At 49.9% G+C, this 22,187-nt stretch carries 26 protein-coding genes; 18 read left to right on the forward strand and 8 right to left on the reverse strand.

What is annotated here, in order from left to right:
* Positions 1 to 25: 25 nt before the first annotated feature.
* The 5 genes from BZJ21_RS01235 to BZJ21_RS01255 all read left to right on the forward strand — a co-directional run bounded on the left by BZJ21_RS01235 (position 26) and on the right by BZJ21_RS01255 (position 5,565).
* Entirely contained in the window at positions 26 to 604 is a 579-nt protein-coding gene (locus tag BZJ21_RS01235) for an anthranilate synthase component II (RefSeq protein WP_077668926.1), read from the forward strand.
* Between the two features lie 406 nt (positions 605 to 1,010).
* Positions 1,011 to 2,228: an aspartate aminotransferase family protein gene (locus BZJ21_RS01240; protein ID WP_077668927.1), complete on the forward strand. Its 1,218-nt coding sequence runs from the start codon at positions 1,011 to 1,013 to the stop codon at positions 2,226 to 2,228.
* 29 nt (positions 2,229 to 2,257) lie between these two features.
* Positions 2,258 to 3,280: an arginine N-succinyltransferase gene (gene astA, locus BZJ21_RS01245; RefSeq protein ID WP_077461564.1), complete on the forward strand. Its 1,023-nt coding sequence runs from the start codon at positions 2,258 to 2,260 to the stop codon at positions 3,278 to 3,280.
* A gap of 1 nt (position 3,281) precedes the next feature.
* On the forward strand, positions 3,282 to 4,763 hold the full coding sequence (gene astD, locus BZJ21_RS01250) for a succinylglutamate-semialdehyde dehydrogenase (RefSeq protein WP_077668928.1): 1,482 nt from the start codon (positions 3,282 to 3,284) through the stop codon (positions 4,761 to 4,763).
* 10 nt (positions 4,764 to 4,773) lie between these two features.
* The gene (locus BZJ21_RS01255) at positions 4,774 to 5,565 is read left to right on the forward strand and encodes a DUF1338 domain-containing protein (protein WP_077668929.1); all 792 of its coding nucleotides are present in this window, start codon (positions 4,774 to 4,776) and stop codon (positions 5,563 to 5,565) included.
* Positions 5,566 to 5,683: 118 nt separating this feature from the next.
* On the opposite strand, the gene crp is transcribed toward BZJ21_RS01255, so the two are convergent.
* From crp to BZJ21_RS01285, 6 genes are all read right to left on the reverse strand, one after another.
* Entirely contained in the window at positions 5,684 to 6,316 is a 633-nt protein-coding gene (gene crp / locus BZJ21_RS01260) for a cAMP-activated global transcriptional regulator CRP (RefSeq protein WP_025673251.1), read from the reverse strand.
* A gap of 249 nt (positions 6,317 to 6,565) precedes the next feature.
* Complete coding sequence (locus tag BZJ21_RS01265) at positions 6,566 to 7,435, reverse strand: phosphoribulokinase (protein ID WP_077461567.1); 870 nt, start codon at positions 7,433 to 7,435, stop codon at positions 6,566 to 6,568.
* Positions 7,436 to 7,491: 56 nt separating this feature from the next.
* A complete protein-coding gene (locus BZJ21_RS01270; RefSeq protein ID WP_025744266.1) occupies positions 7,492 to 7,710 on the reverse strand; it encodes a YheU family protein in 219 nt (72 codons plus the stop codon).
* 147 nt (positions 7,711 to 7,857) lie between these two features.
* A complete protein-coding gene (locus tag BZJ21_RS01275) occupies positions 7,858 to 8,829 on the reverse strand; it encodes a hydrolase (RefSeq protein WP_077660310.1) in 972 nt (323 codons plus the stop codon).
* Positions 8,813 to 9,292 (reverse strand): TIGR02444 family protein, encoded by a 480-nt coding sequence (locus BZJ21_RS01280; RefSeq protein ID WP_101494532.1) that lies wholly within the window; start codon positions 9,290 to 9,292, stop codon positions 8,813 to 8,815. Before BZJ21_RS01280 ends, BZJ21_RS01275 begins: the two co-directional genes overlap by 17 nt.
* A gap of 8 nt (positions 9,293 to 9,300) precedes the next feature.
* On the reverse strand, positions 9,301 to 11,229 hold the full coding sequence (locus BZJ21_RS01285) for an ABC transporter ATP-binding protein (RefSeq protein WP_077668930.1): 1,929 nt from the start codon (positions 11,227 to 11,229) through the stop codon (positions 9,301 to 9,303).
* Positions 11,230 to 11,421: 192 nt separating this feature from the next.
* On the opposite strand from BZJ21_RS01285, the gene kefG reads away from it, so the two are divergent.
* From kefG to slyD, 4 genes are read left to right on the forward strand one after another with little or no spacing between them, the layout of a single operon-like run.
* Positions 11,422 to 12,006 (forward strand): glutathione-regulated potassium-efflux system ancillary protein KefG, encoded by a 585-nt coding sequence (kefG, locus tag BZJ21_RS01290; protein ID WP_077668931.1) that lies wholly within the window; start codon positions 11,422 to 11,424, stop codon positions 12,004 to 12,006.
* Positions 11,996 to 13,795, forward strand: a complete 1,800-nt coding sequence (kefB, locus tag BZJ21_RS01295) for a glutathione-regulated potassium-efflux system protein KefB (protein WP_077668932.1) — start codon at positions 11,996 to 11,998, stop codon at positions 13,793 to 13,795. The genes kefG and kefB overlap by 11 nt, the downstream gene beginning before the upstream one ends.
* 9 nt (positions 13,796 to 13,804) lie before the next feature.
* A complete protein-coding gene (locus BZJ21_RS01300; protein WP_077668933.1) occupies positions 13,805 to 14,008 on the forward strand; it encodes a YheV family putative zinc ribbon protein in 204 nt (67 codons plus the stop codon).
* Positions 14,009 to 14,058: 50 nt separating this feature from the next.
* Complete coding sequence (slyD, locus tag BZJ21_RS01305; protein ID WP_077660305.1) at positions 14,059 to 14,550, forward strand: peptidylprolyl isomerase; 492 nt, start codon at positions 14,059 to 14,061, stop codon at positions 14,548 to 14,550.
* Positions 14,551 to 14,664: 114 nt separating this feature from the next.
* Here slyD and BZJ21_RS01310 read toward each other — a convergent pair whose 3' ends face one another.
* Together BZJ21_RS01310 and BZJ21_RS01315 are read right to left on the reverse strand one after the other, a co-directional pair.
* Complete coding sequence (locus tag BZJ21_RS01310) at positions 14,665 to 14,886, reverse strand: SlyX family protein (RefSeq protein WP_025744270.1); 222 nt, start codon at positions 14,884 to 14,886, stop codon at positions 14,665 to 14,667.
* A gap of 12 nt (positions 14,887 to 14,898) precedes the next feature.
* Positions 14,899 to 15,885 (reverse strand): WD40 repeat domain-containing protein, encoded by a 987-nt coding sequence (locus tag BZJ21_RS01315; RefSeq protein WP_077461574.1) that lies wholly within the window; start codon positions 15,883 to 15,885, stop codon positions 14,899 to 14,901.
* Positions 15,886 to 16,008: 123 nt separating this feature from the next.
* Between BZJ21_RS01315 and fkpA the strand changes: the two genes are divergently transcribed.
* From fkpA to BZJ21_RS01360, 9 genes are all read left to right on the forward strand, one after another.
* Positions 16,009 to 16,791: an FKBP-type peptidyl-prolyl cis-trans isomerase gene (fkpA, locus tag BZJ21_RS01320; protein WP_077660304.1), complete on the forward strand. Its 783-nt coding sequence runs from the start codon at positions 16,009 to 16,011 to the stop codon at positions 16,789 to 16,791.
* A gap of 162 nt (positions 16,792 to 16,953) precedes the next feature.
* Entirely contained in the window at positions 16,954 to 17,643 is a 690-nt protein-coding gene (locus BZJ21_RS01325) for a helix-turn-helix transcriptional regulator (protein WP_174566330.1), read from the forward strand.
* On the forward strand, positions 17,640 to 18,032 hold the full coding sequence (tusD, locus tag BZJ21_RS01330; protein ID WP_025744273.1) for a sulfurtransferase complex subunit TusD: 393 nt from the start codon (positions 17,640 to 17,642) through the stop codon (positions 18,030 to 18,032). Before BZJ21_RS01325 ends, tusD begins: the two co-directional genes overlap by 4 nt.
* A gap of 9 nt (positions 18,033 to 18,041) precedes the next feature.
* Positions 18,042 to 18,395, forward strand: a complete 354-nt coding sequence (gene tusC / locus BZJ21_RS01335; RefSeq protein ID WP_025744274.1) for a sulfurtransferase complex subunit TusC — start codon at positions 18,042 to 18,044, stop codon at positions 18,393 to 18,395.
* A gap of 9 nt (positions 18,396 to 18,404) precedes the next feature.
* Entirely contained in the window at positions 18,405 to 18,695 is a 291-nt protein-coding gene (gene tusB, locus BZJ21_RS01340) for a sulfurtransferase complex subunit TusB (RefSeq protein WP_077577183.1), read from the forward strand.
* Positions 18,696 to 18,872: 177 nt separating this feature from the next.
* On the forward strand, positions 18,873 to 19,247 hold the full coding sequence (gene rpsL / locus BZJ21_RS01345; RefSeq protein WP_025673238.1) for a 30S ribosomal protein S12: 375 nt from the start codon (positions 18,873 to 18,875) through the stop codon (positions 19,245 to 19,247).
* Between the two features lie 97 nt (positions 19,248 to 19,344).
* On the forward strand, positions 19,345 to 19,815 hold the full coding sequence (rpsG, locus tag BZJ21_RS01350; RefSeq protein ID WP_025673237.1) for a 30S ribosomal protein S7: 471 nt from the start codon (positions 19,345 to 19,347) through the stop codon (positions 19,813 to 19,815).
* A 75-nt stretch (positions 19,816 to 19,890) separates the two neighbouring features.
* Positions 19,891 to 21,987: an elongation factor G gene (fusA, locus tag BZJ21_RS01355; RefSeq protein ID WP_077668934.1), complete on the forward strand. Its 2,097-nt coding sequence runs from the start codon at positions 19,891 to 19,893 to the stop codon at positions 21,985 to 21,987.
* 100 nt (positions 21,988 to 22,087) lie between these two features.
* On the forward strand, positions 22,088 to 22,187 hold a 100-nt coding region (locus BZJ21_RS01360; protein WP_131826328.1), incomplete at its 3' end, for a GTP-binding protein.

The following is a 22,187-nucleotide window of genomic DNA, read 5'->3' on the forward strand; positions in this document are numbered from 1 at the left end:
GTTTTCCATCGCATGGCGTAGCACAGTGCTTCTTATCATCGATAATTACGATTCCTTTACCTATAACCTTTATCAGTACTTTTGTGAGCTGGGCGCATCGGTCCATGTTGTGCGAAATGACGCCATTAGTGTGGCGGATATTGAGGTGATGGCTCCCTCGCACATCGTTATCTCCCCTGGCCCTTGTACCCCGGATGAAGCGGGGATTTCCTTAGCGGTGATTGCACACTTTGCCGGGAAAATTCCAATTTTAGGGGTCTGTCTTGGCTATCAGGCGCTGGCACAAGTATTTGGCGCGAACGTCGTGAGAGCTCGCACGGTAATGCATGGCAAAACGTCCCAAGTTACCCACCAAGGAGAAGGGGTCTTCGCTGGCCTGCCTAGCCCTGTCACTGTCACGCGTTATCATTCTTTATTAGTTGAACCTCAAAGCCTACCTCACTGTTTGGCTATCACAGCGACCGCTATCGATAACGATGGCAGTGAGATTATAATGGGGCTCAAACATCGGCAGCTGGCGATTGAGGGGGTGCAATTTCATCCGGAAAGTATTCTGACGGAGCAGGGCCATGCCTTGTTAGCCAATTTTCTTCAACAATCTTAGGTAGCGGTACGGGCAGGTTAATATGTTCGTCTTTTGACGCTCTATCTGTGGCGGCCTCTATCGTGCAGCCTTTACCGTATGTCTTCCTTTCTTGAGTCTTTTTTTTCAGCAATGGTTGCAAAAAATAGCGATCTTTATCACTAATTTTACATTTCGCTGTTTTTAATCACTTTGTCAACGGCTGCAACCTTATGCAACTGTCGGTCTCTAGTCCGTTAATCTTGCCTTCTTAGCATCATAGCCTTACTCACTTTCATCTTCTCTTTGCTCACAGTTTATGCATAACTATCTCTTTAAACTGCATGAGCTTTGTTACCATGCTGAAAACAAAACATAATCTGCTATTGCTGCGGTTAAAATAATGTAAATACTATGCCTCATAGATAAAACATAGAAGGATTGAGTGATGACAATGGAGCACAAAGTAGAACGTAAACTCTTCGATGAAGTCATGGTGCCATGTTACAACCCAATGCCGATGATTCCTGATCACGGTAAAGGGTCGCGCATTTGGGACCAAGAAGGCCGAGAGTATATCGATTTTGCCGGTGGTATCGCGGTGAGCTGTTTAGGCCATTGTCATCCGGTCATGGTTGATGCGTTAACCGAGCAAGCCCAGAAACTGTGGCATTTGAGTAATGTCATGACCAATGCGCCCGCGTTGCGTCTGGCTAAACGCCTCACCGAACTCTCATTTGCCGACCGCGTGTTTTACGCTAACTCGGGCGCTGAAGCGAACGAAGCGGCCCTGAAACTGGCACGTCGTTGGGCAAAAGAAGAACATGGTGAGCATAAAAGTGAAATCATTGCCTTTACCAAAGGCTTCCATGGTCGCACCTTCTTTACTGTCACCGTAGGTGGTCAGCCCGCGTATTCCGATGGCTTTGGACCCAAACCCGGCGATGTAACACACCTTCCTTACAATGACATTGCCGCATTGGCCGATCATATTTCGGACCGAACCTGTGCGGTGATGATGGAGCCTTTACAAGGTGAAGGTGGGATTGTGCCGCCAGAGCCAGGTTTTCTCCAAGCCGTGCGTGAACTGTGTGATAAACACAATGCGCTTTTAGTGTTTGATGAAGTGCAAACGGGGAACGGGCGCACCGGTACTTTTTATGCTTATCAAGAGTCTGGGGTCGAGCCCGATATTTTGGCCACCGCAAAATCACTCGGTGGCGGGATCCCAATTGGTGCCATGTTAACGACCGACGCCTTGGCTGCGCATATGAAGCCGGGGGTTCATGGCTCTACTTATGGCGGTAATCCACTGGCCTGTGCGGTGGCAGAAGCGGTGGTTAATGAAGTGACCAAACCCGACGTGCTTGCCGGTGTCATAGAGCGTGAGCAATGGTTCCGTGACGGGTTAGAAGCGATCAATGATAAATACGGCATCTTCAGTGAAGTGCGTGGCAAAGGCTTGTTACTCGGTGCGGCACTGAACCAAAACTGGGAAGGCCGAGCACGCGATATCTTGGTTGCGGCAGGCGAAGAAGGCTTATTGGTTCTCGTTGCCGGGCCTAATGTGGTGCGTTTTACTCCCTCACTGGTCATTACCAAAGCGGATATTGAAGAAGGAATGGCACGCCTAGAACGTGCGATTGCCAAGGTCGTCGCAGGATAAGCGACCTGACTCACTCGGAGGGATTTGAGATGTTAGTTATTCGGCCGATCCGTGCATCAGATTTTGATGCACTGATGTTGTGTGCGGAAGCGTCCGGGCATGGATTCACCTCCTTGCCGGTCGATGCCGATTTGCTACAGGGGCGGATTAATAATTCGCTTGAGAGTTTTGCCAAACAGGTGACAGAGCCGGGGCCAGAGGGATATCTGATGGTCGCCGAAGATTTAGAAACCGGTGAAATCGCAGGGACCACGGGCATCGAAGCCGCCATTGGTCTTGATAACCCGTTTTACAGTTACCATCTGACCAAGGTGGTTCATTCATCACGCAAACTGAACGTGCACAACATTGTTGAAGTGTTGACCTTTGGCAACAACTACACGGGGGCGACAGAAATCTGCACCCTGTTTATGCGTCCAGAGTTTCGTGGCGGGTTAAACGGTAAGTTATTGTCTAAATGCCGCTTCCTAATGCTGGCGCAATTTCCAGAGCGCTTCGCTGACGTGGTGTTTGCCGAAATGCGCGGTGTGTCGGATGACGAGGGCAACTCGCCGTTTTGGCAGTGGCTAAAAGACAACTTTTTTAACATTGACTTTACCTTGGCGGATTATCTCACCGGGATTGGTGCCAAAGGGTTTATTGCCGACTTAATGCCTAAATTGCCGATTTATGTGAGCCTACTGAGTGAGGAAGCTCGTGCAGTTATCGGTCAAGTGCACCCGAATACCCGTCCAGCATTACGCTTGTTGGAAAAAGAGGGCTTTTCTTGCCGTGGTTATGTCGACATCTTTGATGCGGGCCCAACGGTAGAATGCTTACGCCCCAATATTGAGTCTGTACGTCACTCTTTCACCGCCTCAGCGCGCGTACGAGAGCACAGTAGCGCGCAGGATTATTTAATATCGAATACCGATTTTGCTGGCTTCCGTGCCACCGCGGCGAAAGCTGCGATCGATCACGAAACCAATCAAGTTGTGATTAGCCCAGCGGTTGCCGATGCATTGAATGTAAAAAACGGCGATCAACTGCGTTTGATTGCCATGGGGGGATAAAATGACAAAGCAATCAGCAGGCCATTTGATTCATGGCGAGTGGGTAAAAGGCGAGGGCGAGATCATGACCTCGCAAAACCCCTTTGATAGTCAATGTATTTGGCAAGGTGCAGAAGCGAGTCGTTCGCAAGTGGAGCAAGCGGTCAGCGCCGCACGCGACGCGTTTTTGCGTTGGCGCAATACCGATTTTTCTGAGCGCCAAGCGCTGGTGGAACGCTTTGCCGAGATAGTGAAAGCTAATACCGATGAACTGGCTCGGGTCATTGCCGAAGAAACGGGCAAACCCTTGTGGGAAACCAAAACCGAAGTCGGGGCCATGGTAGGCAAAGTGGCGATCTCCTTGCGCGCGTACCACGAAAGAACAGGCTCACATGAAAAAGACGTCAATGGCACCCAAGCGGTATTACGCCATCGTCCACTTGGCGTTATGGCGGTATTCGGGCCTTACAATTTCCCTGGGCATCTACCTAATGGCCACATTGTTCCAGCTTTATTGGCGGGCAACAGCGTAGTATTTAAACCCTCTGAGCTGACGCCAAAAGTCGCAGAAAAGACCTTGGGCTATTGGCTCGAAGCGGGATTACCGCAAGGACTGATCAGCCTGGTACAAGGTGGACGCAATACCGGCGAGGCGCTGGCCCAATCGCGCGGTATTGACGGTTTATTGTTTACCGGTAGCGCCAATACGGGGCATATTCTTCATCGTCAGTTTGCTGGCCAGCCCGATAAAATGCTGGCGCTGGAAATGGGGGGCAATAACCCCTTGGTGGTGAGTGATCAGTTCGGTGATTTAGACGCCACGGTATACACCATTATTCAATCGGCCTACCTCAGTGCCGGTCAGCGGTGTACGTGTGCACGCCGCCTACTGCTGCCTGAGGGAGAAGTGGGTGACAAGATCTTGACTCGCCTAGCACAATGGACCAAAACCGTGCGAGTGGGCGGCCAGTTTGATGATCCCGCGCCTTTCATGGGCGCCCAAATTTCAATGGCTGCCGCCGAGGGGATTTTGGCCACACAGCAGAAATTGATCGATCTGGGAGCTACCCCCGTCATAGAGTGCGAGCATTTACACGATGCGGTGATTTCTCCAGGGATTTTAGATGTGAGTGGCATTCAAGCGTTACCCGACGAAGAGTATTTCGGTCCGCTACTACAAGTGCAGCGCTATCAGGATATGGCTGATGCGATCACGAAGGCGAATGATACCCGCTATGGTTTGTCGGCAGGCCTTATCAGTGAAGACGAGGGCGAATGGCAATACTTCCTCGATCATATTCGCGCAGGGATTGTGAATCGTAATCGTCAGTTGACAGGGGCAAGCGGTGATGCGCCATTTGGCGGGCCAGGTGCGTCGGGTAATTTACGTCCAAGCGCCTACTATGCCGCCGATTATTGCGCTTATCCCATGGCATCAATGGAAGGGGATCAGGTGGTACTGCCTGAGACGTTCGCCCCCGGTATTCCGACTCAACAAGATTAAGGAGACCAACATGGACAGTGGCCAAGCGTTATTCGATAAATTATGGCAAGACTATATTAACCGTCTTTGCCCATCGGCACATCAGGTACATGCCTTGCTCGAAGAAGGGCAGCCTTTAATCAATGATCATATTGCCTTGCGGACATTTGGTTTGCCCAAGGTTGGGCTTGAGGTCTTGGCGCGCCCCTTCCTGGCGCTAGGCTATCAGCAAAAAGGGGACTATACCTTTGAAGCGAAAAAGCTCAATGCCTGCCATTTCGAGCACCCCGATCCTTTGATGCCGAAAGTGTTTATCAGTGAATTGATGGTCGAGCAATGCTCGCCTGCGCTGCAAGCCATTGTTCATAAGCTGGTGACACAAGTCGATGCGTCGTCACTAACAGGGAGCGATTTTCTTCATCAGGGGCGGCTTTGGGACATCGATAGCGCCACCTATCAAGCGCTTGCTGAGGAGAGTGAATACGCGTCCTGGGTAGCCGCGCACGGTTATGGCGCGAATCATTTCACAGTGAGTGTCAATCAGTTAAAGGCGCATGATCATTGCCAATCGGTTAATCAAAAGCTGCGAGACAATGGCTTTGCAATTAACGAAGCGGGTGGGGAAGTAAAAGGGGACGCATCCGTTTATCTGGAGCAATCCTCCACCATGGCTGACCGTGTCCCTGTTGTTTTCCCTGATGGCACGCAAACCATTCCAGGTGGGTTTTATGAGTTTGCTAAGCGTTATGTGTTGCCCAACGGTGAGTTGTACCAGGGGTTTGTTGCCGCTTCAGCGGATAAAATTTTTGAGAGCACGCACTAACAAATAGTGGATATAACGAGGCCTAAACGGTTAAGGAAGAGTTCGCTCTTCCTTTTTTTTGTTTTAAAAAGAAAAACCGACGCCAGGGCGTCGGTTGGTGATACAGAGAGCGGCGCGATTAGCGTGTGCCGTATACCACGATGGTTTTACCATGGGCTGAAATAAGATTTTGCTCTTCCAGCATTTTAAGAATACGCCCCACGGTTTCACGTGAACAACCAACGATTTGGCCAATTTCTTGACGTGTGATCTTAATTTGCATGCCATCAGGGTGCGTCATGGCATCGGGTTGCTTCGCTAAATTCAACAAGGTTTGCGCAATACGGCCCGTGACGTCCAGGAAGGCAAGATCCCCCACTTTTTGGCTGGTCACTTGCAAACGGCGCGCCATTTGTGAGGACAAACGCATTAATATATCAGGGTTAACCTGGATCAGTTGGCGGAACTTTTTGAATGAGATTTCTGCCACTTCACAAGGAGACTTAGCCCGAACCCAAGCGGTACGCTCCTGATCATCTTCGAAAAGGCCTAGCTCACCGATAAAATCACCTTGGTTAAGATAAGACAGGATCATTTCCTTGCCTTCTTCATCTTTGATTAGAACGGCGACAGACCCTTTCACGATGTAATACAAGGTCTCCGCTTTTTCGCCTGCATGAATCAGCGTGCTTTTAGACGGATACTTGTGGATGTGACAATGTGAAAGGAACCACTCGAGTGTAGGGTCTGTTTGAGGTTTTCCTGGAACCATATAACTTATTTCCTCTGCATGTGTTGCCCGGCAACAACGTCCTATCTTTGTCTGAGGGGTAACCCACCAGATCTATGCACAGAATACGAAGTCTGGGCGCGGGCTACAAGCTCACTGTATGTTAACAAGAGTGTATCTTTTTTTGTTAGCAATTTCTTGATTTTGATCTAGGCCAACCGCCTAAAAACCTGGCAAAAACGTGGCTAAGATCACGGCTTGAGAAGTAATACACGATAGATGCGCTACGCCCTAGCCAATCTTGCCTTTTTCGATTAGCTGCTGAATCAATGGACGGATGATAAGTTCCATCGCAAAGCCCATCTTACCGCCTGGCACGACGAGTGTATTATGCCGTGACATAAAAGACCCCGTGATCATTTGCAGCAGATAAGGAAAGTCGACGTTTTTCATCCCTCGAAAGCGGATCACCACAAAGCTCTCATCCAACGAAGGAATGCCTTTGGCGTTCAGTGGGTTGGAGGTATCGACCGTCGGCACCCGTTGAAAGTTAATGTGAGTGCGTGAGAATTGCGGCGTAATATAATGCAAATAATCGTCCATCGACCGCACAATTGAGTCGGTGACCGCTTCGCGTGAGTGGCCCCTATCGCGGGTATCGCGGACAAATTTCTGAATCCACTCAAGGTTGACGATCGGGACCATACCAATCAATAGGTCGACATGTTGGGAGACATTGACCTCACCATCAACCACACCGCCGTGCAAGCCTTCGTAAAATAGTACGTTGGTATTGTCGGGTAAATCCTGCCATGGTGTGAAGGTCCCTGGCATTTGATTGTAGGGCACCGCTTCATCAAAGGTATGCAAGTAGCGGCGATATTTGCCTGTGCCGAGTTCACCGTACTCACGGAAAAACTGCTCTAATCGCGGAAAATCATTGGCGGTGGGGCCAAAGTAACTAATGTGCCGTCCTTGCTCACGTGCTTTACGGATCTCGACGTCCATTTCCGGTCGCGTAAAGCGATGGAAACTGTCCCCTTCTAGCCACGCCGCTTTGATGTTCATCATCTGGAACATCTTACGGAATGCTTCGGACGTGGTGGTGGTCCCTGCTCCTGAAGAGCCGGTGACCGCGATGATTGGATGTTTAGCCGACATGACGCGCCCTGTCATTCAGTCTGAATGTGTATCGCTGTTTATTGCGTACAGCGATGCTAAGATCTGAGTGCTTCCTTACGACGAATATCCACTGTCTCGTGCAACTCAGAATACACAATCACGGCGTCGCCGGATTGCAGTTGTTGGCGAACATCCGCCACTTTTTGTGCAAAGCTGACTTCCTGCTCACCATAATCGGTTCCTTCCCGTAACACAAAGTGCTCGATTAAACGAGTCAGTGTTTCCTCAGGGACCGATTGCCAAGGAACCATCATACTACATCACCTTTTGTTGATTTATGGCTGAGACGTTAGGGTGCTTGATGCTGATATTGTGAATCAGCTCGCATTTTACCCAATCATTCAACACAATGCAGTCGATCAATGTGCGTCGGTCTTTTTTGCTTTGCGTGGCGTCCCTTTTTAACGGGACGAGCAAAGGCGTGAGGCTAACCAGTGAGGCACCGACTGCTCCAGCCAGAACTGTGGCTGGCGCCAACTGCCGGTAACAAAACCAACATGCCCACCATGCTCGCTCAGTTGATAGTCAATATTCGCGGGCAGAGGCGAGGTTGGGATCACTGCGTCGGTCATAAAGGGATCGTCTTTCGCATGGATAATCGCAAGTGGGACCGTAATAGCGTCAAGGACAGATAAACCACTACAGCTTTGATAGTAGTGTTGAGCATCGTCAAAGCCATGCAGCGGTGCGGTGACCGTTTGATCAAACTCGAACAGAGTTTTAATCTTTGGCCGCTCCCCAGCATGCCACCGACCCACTTTTTGGTGTCGGGTAAGTTTTTCCGATAAGGTTTGTCGCATCGACCGTAGCAAATACGCTTGATAAACACGGGAAAACCCTTGTTGAATACGGGTCGAGCACGCCGCTAAATCGAGCGGGGGAGAAATGGCACAACCACAACTGACAATCGGATCATGCTGATAGTCGGCCAGGTAGCGCACCAACATGTTTCCTCCCAAAGAGACTCCCACAGCGGCAATCTCATTGTTCGGGTAGGTCTGGCGTAAATAGGTCAAAAATGCTCGAGCGTCCTCCGTTTCGCCGGAATGATAAGTCCGCGGCGCGCGATTAAGACGGCCACTGCAACCGCGAAAATGCATCACCACACCGCACCAGCCTTGCTGTTTAAAAGCGGCCAATAATCCATTGGCATAAGGGCTATCAAAGCTTCCTGCCAGACCATGAAACAAGACAATAATAGGCTGTCCTACTTCGGGATGATGCGTCCATGCAAGATCGACAAAGTCACCGTCAGGCAGATCAAACGCTTGCCAAATAGGCGCAAAAAGCGGTTGCCGGCGCAGCAGGCGTGGCAGTAAGGTTTGCAGATGCGCATTACGGGCAGTTGGAATGGGATTAAAGGGTGTCATCATCGTCTGCTCCATCCTCTTTTGTAGGCCGGTCTACCCGTAGTGGTGTATAGAGATTTCGGGCAGAGGGGGATAGCTGGCGGCAATAATAGGCCAAGGGAGACGCGGCTTGTGTGAGCCAGGATTGACGATTAAGCACTTCAATCAAGTCTTGTTGCTGGAACTTTTCTAAACTGAGTTCAAAGTTGAGCATTTTTTTATATTGGCCGGTTCCCACGCGTGGCTTGAGATCGCGTCTTAGATGGCGATAAGCGATCAGCAAATGTTCAGACCGGCTCAAGGCGTGCTTAAGCTGGGTGAGGCTCTCGGGGCTAAGCCCGTAACCGTGGCTTTCAATCCAAGCGAGCAACAAAGCAAGGTTCACATTGCCTTGGTGCTCGTCTTGTAATTTAAGGCAGGCTTGTTTGACCTCTTGCTTAGCATAGTGGTGCAAACAAAACTGCCAAAGATCGGCGGCGTTTGCCATCCCAGGCGTTAGTGTTGGTTGAATGTCGCCTCCAGGGCTTCTAGCGCTTCTTGTTGCTCCATCCATTCTTGTTCCACCTCTTCGAGCGTCGACTTTGCATCGGCTTGGCGTTGCAATTGCTCCGTTAAACGGGCTTTGTTGTCACTCTGGTAAATAGCGGGATCCGCTAATTGGTTTTCTGCTTCTGCGATAATGGCAGAAAGTTGTTCGATCTTTGTGTCTAAACGGTCAATTTTTTTTCGTAGTGGCGCCGTTTGTTTTCGGCATTCGGCTTCACGACGCTTTTGTGCTTTTCGATCTAACTGCGTTTGCTGTGGGGCAAGTTTTTCGTCTGCGGCTTGCTTTTTGTTTTCCGCACGATCAGCGCGTTGTTGTTCGGTCAGCCAGCGGTGATAGTCGTCTAAGTCGCCATCAAAGGGTAGCACTGCGCCCTTGTCCACCAAATACAAGTCATCGGCTGTCGCACGCAATAAAAAGCGATCGTGGCTGACGATCACCATCGCGCCATCATAGGATTGCAATGCGAGCGTTAACGCTTGGCGCATGTCGAGATCCAAATGGTTAGTCGGTTCATCCAACAGTAACAAGTTCGGTTTTTGCCAAACTAACAATGCAAGGACTAAACGTGCTTTTTCGCCGCCAGAGAAAGGGCCAATGTTTTCCAACGCTTTGTCACCTTGAAAGCCAAACCGTCCGAGAAAATCTCGCAGGGTTTGCTCGGCAGTAGTTGGTGCTAAGCGATTTAGATGCTGGAGCGGCGTTTCATCGATACGTAAGGTATCGAGTTGATGCTGGGCAAAATAACCTATTTTCACCCCTTGAGAGTAGCTTAGCTCGCCAGCCATCGCCGGCAAATCGCCCGACAATAACTTGATCAGCGTTGATTTGCCCGCGCCGTTACGCCCTAACAGGCCAATGCGCGCCCCAGGCACTAAGTTAAGGCGAATGTTCTCGATAATTGGCGTTTTGTTATAGCCAGCGGCCACCTTATCCATCATAAGAATGGGAGTGGGCAATGCATCAGGGGGTAAAAAGGTAAAGCTAAATGGATTATCGTATTGAGCCGGTAGCACCTTTTCCATGCGTTCCAGCGCTTTTATCCGACTTTGCGCTTGGCGGGCTTTGCTGGCTTTGTATCGGAAACGGTCAATGTAGGATTGCATGTGAGCAACTTGCTTTTGTTGCTTCTCATATTGCGCTTGCTGTTGTGCTAACTTTTGCGCGCGCATGCTTTCAAAATCCGAGTAGTTACCGGTGTATTCATTCAGCTTAGCGTGCTCAATATGAATGATACGATTGACCACAGGATCAAGAAAATCACGGTCGTGTGAGATCAAGACCAAGGTTCCCGGGTACTGCTGCAACCATTTTTCTAGCCACATCACTGCGTCTAAATCGAGGTGGTTGGTGGGCTCGTCGAGTAGCAGTAAATCTGAGCGACATAACAAAGCTTGTGCCAAGTTAAGTCGCATGCGCCAGCCCCCAGAGAACTGCGTTAATGACCAATGGATTTGCGTCTGACTGAATCCCAATCCATCCAGCAAGCTTGCGGCGCGCGCCTCTATGGTATAGCCGCCAATCGCATCGAGCTTATCGTGTAACAACGCCACTGCATTGCCATCATCTTTGGCTTCAGCGTTGCGCAGCGCGTCTTGCAGCTCACGGTATTCGGTATCGCCATCAATCACATATTCCAGCGCACTTTTATCCAATGCGGGGGTTTCTTGTGCCACCCAAGCCACTTGCCATTGACTGGGGTAATCATAGTGCCCTGCATCAAGCGAAAGTTGGTGGCGTAGCAAGGCAAACAGGCTGGACTTGCCACAGCCATTTTTACCCACCAAGCCGACTTTGTCGCCGGGTGCAATGATGGCAGAGGTGTGGTCAAGCAGGGGCTTACCACCACGAAGCAATTGAATGTCGGAGAAGCGAATCATGATTACTCAGTCTGTCTTGGGTTGATGGATGCACGTTGCGCGGTCGTTATACCAGCTTGATGCGGAGATTGCCAAATCCCACCCCGTGGCGAGAGTGGTTAGACAGGGGGTTAGCCTTTTTGTATGTTAAAGTTAAAACATGGCATAAAGAACAGATTGCGTGCTTGGCCAATCATAACGACAAGGAAGCGTATGCCTCAAGATAAGAAGGACAACCCACGCCCTCCCAAGGTGCTTGTTATCGTGGCGCATCCTGATCCGGATGAATCGGTCGCCAATCGTCGATTACTCGAATCGATACGCCCGCTGGCGAATGTCACTGTGCATGATATTTACGCCGCTTATCCGGATTTTGTGGTGGATATCCATCACGAGCGTGCGTTGGTGACTGACGCCGATGTGTTGGTGTTTCAACATCCCTTACAGATGTACTCATGCCCGGCGTTATTGAAAGAGTGGATTGATGTGGTGCTCGGAAAAGGCTTTGCTCATGGGCAAGGGGGAGATGCGTTAGCGGGAAAAACATGTCGTTTTGTGGTCACTACAGGTGGAGCAGCAGAAGCGTTCAGTAAAATCGGCTACAACAAATATTCCATGGAGGAGTTATTGCAACCTTTTGAACTGACGGCGGCGTTATGCCGCATGCACTGGGTCTCACCTTTAGTTCTTCACTGGGCGCGCCGCGTCAGCGATGCGGATCGCAATGCCTTTGCTGAACTCTATGCGGACTGGTTGGCTAACCCTTTAGCGAAGCAGGAGGCACATCGTGGATCATAGCTTTCTGCTCATTGCGTTTATCTTTTTATTGGCAGCCGTGATTGCGGTGCCTTTGGCGCAGCGTTTGGGGATGGGCTCGGTGCTTGGCTACTTGGTAGCAGGCATTGTGATTGGCCCTTGGGGGCTGGGTTTAATCGATGATGTCGACTCAACGCTTCATTTTGCCGAATTTGGTGTGGTGCTGCTGCTGTTTTTGATTGGCTTGGAGCTTAACCCTAAAAAGCTATTGAAAATGTGGCGCCCTATTATCGGCCTTGGTGGTAGCCAAGTGGTGCTGACCGGGGTCGTGATAGGGGCATTAAGTGTCTTCGCTGGGCTCACGTTGCCACAAGGCGTGGTGATCGGGGCTGGGCTGGCGCTTTCTTCTACCGCGATTGCGATGAAAATCATCGAAGACCAACGTTTAATGCGTAGCGAAACCGGACAATCTGGATTTGCCGTTTTATTATTTCAAGATATCGCCGTGATCCCGATACTGGCTGTGATCCCAGCGTTGGCCGGTGGCAGTGCAGGCAGTTGGTTTGATGTCCTCTGGATGTTTTTAGGCATTGGCGCTCTCTTGGCCGGCGGTCACTTTTTCTTGCGCCCTATTTTTCGTCTGATTGCCATGAGTGGCGTCACCGAGTTGTTTACTGTCACCGCGCTTGCCTTGGTCATCGGGATTGCATTGGCCATGCAAAGCCTTGGTCTATCGATGGCGCTGGGGGCGTTTTTAGCCGGGGTGTTGTTGGCTGAGAGTGAATACCGCCATGAGCTTGAGACGGCAATTGAGCCCTTTAAGGGTTTATTACTCGGGCTGTTTTTTATAGCGGTCGGGATGACGGTCGACTTAGGGCTTTTACTGGAATATCCCTGGGCGATCATCGGTGCCGTGGCTGCGTTAGTCGGTGGTAAAGCCTGCTTACTGTATGGACTGGCGCGTGCGTTTGGTGTCGCGCCCAAGGCGCGCAGTCAAATGGCGGTATTGCTCAGTCAGGGGGGAGAGTTTGCCTTTGTGATTTTCACTGCCGCGCGTAGCCAAGGGCTACTGGATAAAGAATTAAATGCCTTTTTGCTTGTGGTCGTGAGCTTGTCGATGATGACTACGCCGTTAATTCTCTCGCTCCAGCAGCGTTGGTTTGCGCGTACTTTTAACGAGCCTGAATCCTTGCCTCCGCAAGCGCCATTCACTGAGACTGACTCGCGAGTCATCATTGCCGGATTTGGTCGGTTTGGTCAGGTAGTCGGTCGCTTGATGTTCGCCAATAAAATTGGGGTGACCATCCTGGAACGTGATCCGACTCAAATCAAGTTACTACGCCGCTATGGCTACGAAGTGTATTATGGTGATGCTACGCAGCTCGATTTATTACGTGCCGCTGGTGCAAAGACGGCTGAAGCGATCGTGATTTGTACCGATTCGCCAGACGAAGTGATGGAGATTGTTGATCTTTGTGCCCATCACTTCCCTAATCTAAAAGTAATGGCGCGTGCGCGTAGTCGTGTCGAGGCGTATCAGTTGATGGCGCACGGTGTCGAGCAGTTTTCTCGGGAAACCTTTCTGGGCGCGCTGGATCTTGGGCGGCAAACGTTAGAGTCCCTAGGCATGCACCCATACAAAGCGAAACGCGCAGAAATATTGTTCCGTAAACTCGATATGCGGGTGCTGGAAGATTTATTGCCTCAGCACAGTCAAGATGTCGCGACAGCATCACGAGTCAAAGAAGCGCGCAAAGAGCTGGAAGAAATTTTTGACCGAGAGATGCGCGGTGATAGTGAGCGGCATCAAAGTTGGAATCGAGACGAATAAGGTGTTGATGTGAAAAAACGTTTTATCGCAGGCGCTGCCTGTCCGTCGTGCCAACAACGCGATACATTGCGAGTGTGGCGTGAGAATAACATTGACAAAGTGGAATGTGTCAGCTGCGATTACTATGATAGTCGGTTACCGGAATCGGCACAACAGTCACACTCTGGCGCCGAGTCGGCAGAGAATGTCATTGGGATCTTTAAACCGGAGTAGGGGATCCGTTATCATCGGCAGTCCATTTACCTTCCGGTCTCGGAGCGAGCATGAAAATTGCAAAAGATGTGGTAGTCAGCCTGGCTTACCAAGTAAAAAATGAAGACGGTGCACTTGTTGATGAATCAACAGCACAAGAGCCTCTCCAATACCTACACGGTCATCGTAACTTGATCGTCGGACTTGAGAGCGCGCTGGAAGGCCGTGAAAAAGGCGAGAACTTTGAAGTGACGGTAGGCCCAGACGAAGCTTACGGTGATTACCAAGAAGCCATGGTACAACGTGTACCGGCTAACGTGTTCCAAGGCGTCGATCAAGTTGAAGTTGGTATGCGTTTTATGGCTGAAACCGACCAAGGCCAGATCCCAGTCGAAGTGACTGAGGTTGAAGGTGATGAAGTTGTTGTTGATGCCAACCACATGCTTGCAGGCCAAACCCTGTCCTTCTCAGTGGAAATCGTTGATGTGCGTGAAGCCACTGAAGACGAGCTTTCACACGGCCACATTCACCAAGACGGTGAAGAATGTGGCCACGACCACTAATCACGACGATAGATAAGTGGTAATGAGTACCATCGAATAAAAGGCGCCGTTTGGCGCCTTTTTTTTATTTGGCCGTCGTGACCGCGCGCTAATCGTCACGTATACGGTGTGGTTTCAATAATGCGGGGGGGGTGTTTCTTCAGCTTGGCTAGCAATATTCTCTGGCTCAACATGTTGGAGCTTGCTGACAAGGTACTGGATTTGGACCGTCATGCGCTCAATATCACCTTGTTGTCGCGTCAATGCGGTATTGAGCTGGTCGATCGTGTCTTCTTGAAACGCCACTTTGTACTCAAGATCATCAATTTGCTGTTGTAACTTATCTATCTCGCTCATATTGCTCTCTCGTTATTGCGCGTCGGTTAACCAAGCTTGGGCAATCCCGGCCGAGGTACCTGAAATAACACGTCCAGTTGGATCAATCGCTACATCATACACCACTGCGCTGGGTGGGCGAGTATCCGGCTGGGCCAATGCTTGCCAACGACCTATATTTTCACCCGTTTTCACATCCCACAATTCGACCCGTTGTGACGGTGAGCCGGTGGCTAGCAAGGTACCATCATCGGAAAACCGGGCACTGACATAAATGGCTTGGCGGGCAAAGATATCCAACTCACTGACTTTCTCGCCACTGGGTAGGGCCCAAATCACAGCGCGGTTGCCACCGTCAGAGACAAATGCGTACTTCCCCTCACGGTGCAAGGCGACTTGTTTCACTCGCCGGTCATAAGCAAAGTCATTGATGATCTGGCCAGACTGGGTATCCCAGAAGTAGGCATGATGGTCATTGCCACCTGAGAGCACATAGGCGCCGTTGGGGGAAATCGAGACTGCATTGATTTTATCGCGGTGGGCGAGGAACTCTAAGCGCCTTCCCGTGCCTAAGTCGATAAATAGTGCTTTTCCATTCGACAACGCTAGCACCAATTTTTCACCGTTATTACTGATCGCGGCATCGCGTATGATGCCTTCAGAAATGGACCATAACCCTTGAGCTTGGCTCCAGGCGAGGTCCCAGACGGCAAAGTTTTGTGCTGTTGTGGTAATGGCATAGCGCTTATTATCGGAAATATGACTAACAACGACCGGATTGGCGTCCGGATCTTGCGCACCGAGTTCGGCCAGTTGCTGATTAGTGACCAGATCCCACAGGACAATATCCGTTTCCTCAGACGCGATCAGGGCAAAACGGCCGTCACGACTGAGGCTAAAACTGGTCGCCCCTTCCGGATGGATTGACCAGCGCTGGGCTTCTTTGCCAGACTGCCAACAACCGGTTAAGCTGTTAATAACTATAAAAATGCAAATAATGTGGCGGATTTTGGGCACCATGCTTGAGTTCCAGTGTTTGCAGCCATATAACCACGAGTATATTGATAGAATCAGGCTTTCGCATTGTTGATGCGTCAGTAACAACCATACGAGGATTTATCCTTGTCATCAACGGAGTACCCAATGAAATCAGTAATGAAGATGTCGCTACTCGCGGCAACCGTTGCCTTTGCCGTCGGCTGTCAGCAAGACGACGCTAAAGTAGAGCAAACCAATCAAGCTGCCGAACAAGCGGAAGCAGCGTTTGCCAACGATGACGACAAAGCAGCCTACGCGATCGGTGCGTCTTTAGCCCAATACCTCAACGCTAACTTAGAGCAACAGGCAGACATCGGCTTAGAGCTTGATAAAGAGGTGGTACTTCAAGGGGTGCAAGATGTCTTTCAAGGGGAATCAAAACTGACCGATGAGCAAGCGCAAGCGGCGCTGCAATCGCTTGATCAGCGCGTGACTAAACTGGCGCAACAGCAAGCCAAAGAGAAAGCAGAAGCCGCGATTTCGGAAGGTGAAAAATACCGTGCTGACTTTGCCCAGCAAGACGGCGTTAAAGAAACGGACTCTGGCTTACTTTACAAAGTGGATAGCATGGGTGAGGGCGATAAGCCAGCCGCAGAAGATACCGTGGTTGTTCACTACAAAGGCACCTTGACTGACGGTACCCAGTTCGATAGCTCCTACGATCGTGGTGAGCCAGCTACCTTCCCGCTTAACCGCGTGATTCCAGGCTGGACTGAAGGTGTGCAGCTAATGCCTGTTGGCTCTAAATTTACTTTTGTTGTGCCACCTGAGTTGGCTTACGGTGATCAAGATACCGCATCAATTCCTGCCAACTCAACCCTGGTGTTTGATGTTGAACTGCTTGAAATAAAAGACGATACCAAAAAAGACGCGGCGAGCGAAGGCTAAACGACAGCCTCGTCTGACTGTGTAATATCCGCCCCGGCATCGCCGGGGCTTTTTGCATTTTTAGGCTTAAATTCTGTTAAACTGTGCGCAGAGATATTTAGATTGACGGTCGAATAAGGATAGGCGTACGTGGTACCGACAGAAGGCTTTGGCGCGAACGTGATGACGGAAAATGAGCTCATTGAGTCTAATCCATTGAATCAACAAGACAGTGTTATTCTGCGGTCTTATGCGGCGGTAGTGGATGGGCTTGCGGCGCTGATCGGTGAACATTGTGAAATCGTGCTGCACGCATTAGACGATTTAAATAAATCAGCGATCAAGATCGCGAATGGTGAAAACACGGGTAGAAAAGTGGGATCGCCAATCACCGATCTTGCGCTGCGGATGTTGCGCGATATTGAAGGCTCAGAGCGTAATTTTTCACGGGCTTATTTTACCCGAGCGAAAAGTGGCACCTTGATGAAGTCGATCACGGTAGCGATTCGCAATGGCGATAATCGTATCATCGGGCTATTGTGTATCAACATCAATTTAGATGCGCCTTTTTCACAGGTACTACAAGCCTTCATTCCGGATGATCTCGCCAAACAAGCGGCCTCGTCGGTAAACTTTGCCAGTGACGTGGAAGAGCTGGTGGATCAAACCGTTGAACGGACAGTTGAAGAAGTCAATGCCGACAAAACGGTGTCTAATAACACTAAAAACCGTCAGATAGTCATGGCGCTCTATGACAAAGGGATTTTTGATATTAAAGATGCCATTCATCGTGTGGCATCTCGTCTCAACATCTCGAAACATACGGTCTATCTTTACGTTAGACAGCGCAAAACAGAAGAGATCGAATCATGAGTCTGCGTTATGTGTTAGTCGTGACCGAGCCAGCGTATGGATCACAGTTGGCACGCACCGCCTATCAGTTTGCCTGTGCAGCAATAAAGGCGGGGCACCAGGTGAGTAAAGTCTTCTTCTATCAAGAAGGTGTACTGAATGGCGCCGCAACCACAGTGCCTGCAAATGATGAATTTGATTTGGTGGAAGCGTGGCAGCGGTTGGCGCACGATCACGGTGTTGCGCTGGAAACTTGTGTTGCCGCGGCATTACGACGCGGGATTATCAGTGAGCAAGAAGCGACGCAGCATCAATTATCGACGGCGACCTTGGCAGAAGGATTCTCTCAGGCAGGCTTAGGCGCATTGGCTGACGCTTTGTTAACCGCTGACCGAGTGATGCAATTTTAAGAGGGCTTCATGCAAATAGGGTTTGTATTTTCTACATCGCCCCACGGGTCGGCGAGCGGTCGAGAAGGGCTAGATGCGTTACTCGCTACCTCGGCGTTTTGCGATACCTTATCGGTTTTTTTTATTGGTGATGGGGTTCTACAACTTATAGCGGGTCAGCAACCGCAACAGATCCTGAGCCGCGATTACATTGCCAGCTTTAAAATGCTACCGCTGTGTGACGTCGAGGACATCTATGTGTGCCGCGCTTCATTGGCATCTCGTGGGCTGGAGCACGCCGAGACCGTCTTACCCACTCAAGTTCTGGCTCTTGAACAAGTCAAAAAGCGGTTGTCAGAGTGCGACCGTATACTACATTTTTAAGGAGTCGACGTGCTGCATATCGTGAAATCGTCTCCCTATCGTGACCAAGCGCTAACGTTGTGCTTAAACTACATCGATCAGGACAGTGTGATTGTACTAATCAGTGATGCGGTACTGGCGGGAGTAGATAACAGCGAGTGGGCGACGCGCTTATTTACCGGGAATCATGTTGTTTATTTGCTCAGTGATGATGTTCACGCTCGAGGACTCGGCGATAAGCTTCATCCCAGCGCGGTGATGGTTGAGATGAACAAATTAGTGAGTTTGAGCGTCGAGCATGTCACGCAAATGACATGGTAATACCCTAGCCTGTATAGCGTGAAAACGCCCCCTACGCGCTGCTTGAAAAACAAACAATGCAAAGATCTCTGTATAAATCTTGACACCCTATACCCCGACGCCTAAAATTTCGCGTCCCTGTTGTATTGGGGCTAGATTTTTCACACTTATACGTTAAGTAATATCAGGAGCTATTTAATGGCAACTATTAACCAGCTGGTCCGCAAACCACGCTTGAAGCAAGTTGCGAAAAGCAACGTGCCTGCGCTGGAAGCGTGTCCACAAAAACGTGGTGTATGTACTCGTGTTTACACTACTACTCCAAAGAAACCAAACTCCGCACTGCGTAAAGTATGCCGTGTACGTTTGACTAATGGCTTTGAAGTCACCTCATACATTGGTGGTGAAGGCCACAACCTGCAAGAGCACAGTGTTGTTCTGATCCGCGGCGGTCGTGTTAAAGACTTGCCGGGTGTGCGTTACCACACTGTTCGTGGCGCACTTGACTGTGCAGGCGTTAACGGCCGTAAACAAGGTCGTTCTAAGTACGGTGTGAAGCGTCCTAAGTCTTAATGGATTCCGTTAAGTAAGGCCAAACACTCAAACAATTGAATTTTGAAAAAACTGAAAAGTTTTGGATAAAACCTGAAGAAGACAACGGAGATAATCCATGCCACGTCGTCGCGTAATTGGTCAGCGTAAAATTCTTCCAGATCCTAAGTTCGGATCCGAATTGCTGGCAAAATTTGTAAACATCCTGATGGTTGACGGTAAGAAGTCAACTGCTGAAAAAATCGTTTATGGTGCTCTAGACATCATGGCTGAGCGTTCTGGTAAAGAGCACTTGGCTGTATTTGAACAAGCTCTTGAAAACGTACGCCCAGCGGTCGAGGTGAAATCTCGCCGTGTAGGTGGTTCAACTTACCAAGTGCCAGTAGAAGTACGTCCAGTGCGTCGTAATGCCCTGGCTATGCGTTGGTTGGTTGAAGCCGCTCGTAAGCGTGGTGAAAAATCTATGGCTCAGCGCCTAGCAAGCGAGATGCTAGACGCATCAGAAAACAAAGGTACTGCTGTTAAGAAACGTGAAGACGTTCACCGTATGGCAGACGCGAACAAAGCGTTCGCACATTACCGCTGGTAATGCCTTCATGGCGTGTTCCGCTCGGAGCACGCCAAACCCATTTTCTAAGGTTAACCTTAGCAAGAGGATACTATTGTGGCTCGTAAAACCCCTATAGAGCACTACCGTAACATCGGTATTTGTGCTCACGTAGACGCCGGTAAAACCACGACTACCGAGCGGATCTTGTTCTACACAGGCGTTAATCACAAAGTTGGTGAAACGCATGATGGCGCATCAACAATGGATTGGATGTCGCAAGAACAAGAGCGTGGTATCACTATTACCTCTGCGGCGACCACCACTTTCTGGGCCGGTTCTGATCAGCAGTTTAAACAACACCGTGTTAACATCATCGACACCCCAGGACACGTTGACTTCACTATCGAAGTAGAGCGTTCTTTGCGTGTGCTTGATGGTGCAGTGGTTGTGTTCTGTGGTTCATCAGGTGTTGAGCCTCAGTCTGAGACCGTATGGCGTCAGGCTGATAAGTACGAAGTACCGCGTATGGTATTCGTCAACAAGATGGACCGTGCGGGTGCTGACTTCCTGCGCGTTGTTGATCAAATCAAAAACCGCCTTGGCGCAACCCCTGTGCCAATTCACTTGAATATCGGTGCAGAAGACGAATTCAAGGGCGTTATCGACCTGATCAAAATGAAAGCGATCAACTGGAACGAAGAAGACTTAGGTATGACATATACCTATGAAGAAATTCCAGACGATCTGAAAGAGCAAGCAGAAGAGTGGCACAACTTCCTGGTTGAGTCAGCGGCTGAAGCTTCCGAAGAACTGATGGACAAATACCTTGAAGAAGGTGAATTGTCTGAAGAAGAAATCAAGACCGCGCTGCGTCAGCGCACCCTTGATAACGAAATCGTTCTAGCAACCTGTGGTTCGGCGTTTAAAAACAAAGGCGTTCAGGCGGTATTGGATGCGGTTATCGAGTTCTTGCCTTCTCCGATCGACGTTAAAGCGATCAAAGGTGAAGACGAAGACGGTAACCCAATTGAGCGTCATGCAGACGACAAAGAACCCTTCTCAGCGCTGGCATTTAAAGTCGCAACTGACCCATTCGTAGGTACGCTAACCTTTATGCGTGTCTACTCTGGTGTGGTGAACTCTGGCGACACTGTATATAACTCAGTGAAGCAAAAGCGTGAACGTCTGGGCCGTATCGTACAGATGCACTCCAACAAGCGTGAAGAGATCAAAGAAATCCGCGCCGGTGATATTGCTGCAGGTGTTGGTCTCAAAGACGTGACTACGGGTGACACTCTATGTTCTATGGACTCAAAAGTTATCCTTGAGCGCATGGAGTTCCCAGATCCTGTTATCCAGATCGCGGTTGAGCCAAAGTCTAAAGCAGACCAAGAGAAAATGGGTATCGCGCTGGGTAAACTAGCGGCAGAAGATCCATCTTTCCGCGTTGAGTCTGACGAAGAGTCTGGCCAGACCCTGATCTCGGGTATGGGTGAGCTTCACCTAGACGTGATCGTTGACCGTATGCGTCGCGAATTCAACGTAGAGTGTAACGTTGGTAAGCCTCAGGTTGCTTATCGCGAAACCATCCGTGGTAGCACCAAAGTTGAAGGTAAATTCGTGAAGCAGTCTGGTGGTCGTGGTCAATTCGGTCACGTATGGCTGAAGATCGAACCTTCAGAGCCAAACGAAGGCTTCGTCTTTGTTGACGAAATCGTCGGTGGTGTGGTTCCACGCGAATACATCGGTGCGGTATCAAAAGGTATCGAAGAGCAAATGAAAAACGGTGTACTCGCCGGTTATCCTGTGCTCGACGTTAAAGCGACCTTGTTCGATGGTTCTTACCACGATGTTGACTCCAATGAAATGGCGTTTAAGATCGCTGCATCAATGGCATTCAAGAAAGGTGCACACGACGCGCAACCTGTTATGCTTGAACCAATGATGAAGGTTGAAGTAACCACGCCAGAAGAGTGGATGGGTGACGTTGTCGGTGACTTGAACCGTCGTCGTGGCCTGATTGGCGGTATGGACGAAGGCCCAGCGGGTCTGAAGATCGTACGTGCCCAAGTGCCACTGTCTGAAATGTTCGGTTACGCTACAGACCTACGTAGTGCAACACAAGGCCGTGCGTCATACTCGATGGAATTCAGCGAGTATGGTGAAGTGCCGAAGAACATTGCTGATGCTCTAATTGCTGAGCGTAGCTAATTATTTTGGTCCTGATGCCGGTGCGATCACCGGCATCAAACACTGACTTCTGAGTTATTAGGCAAAGCCCCTTAACTCACAACTAGGAAGGAAGACGATCGTGTCTAAAGAAAAATTTGAACGTACGAAAACGCACGTTAACGTTGGTACTATTGGCCACGTTGACCATGGTAAAACTACGCTGACTGCAGCTATCTGTA

The sequence above is a fragment of the Salinivibrio costicola subsp. alcaliphilus genome (assembly GCF_001996185.1).
Classification (GTDB): domain Bacteria; phylum Pseudomonadota; class Gammaproteobacteria; order Enterobacterales; family Vibrionaceae; genus Salinivibrio; species Salinivibrio costicola.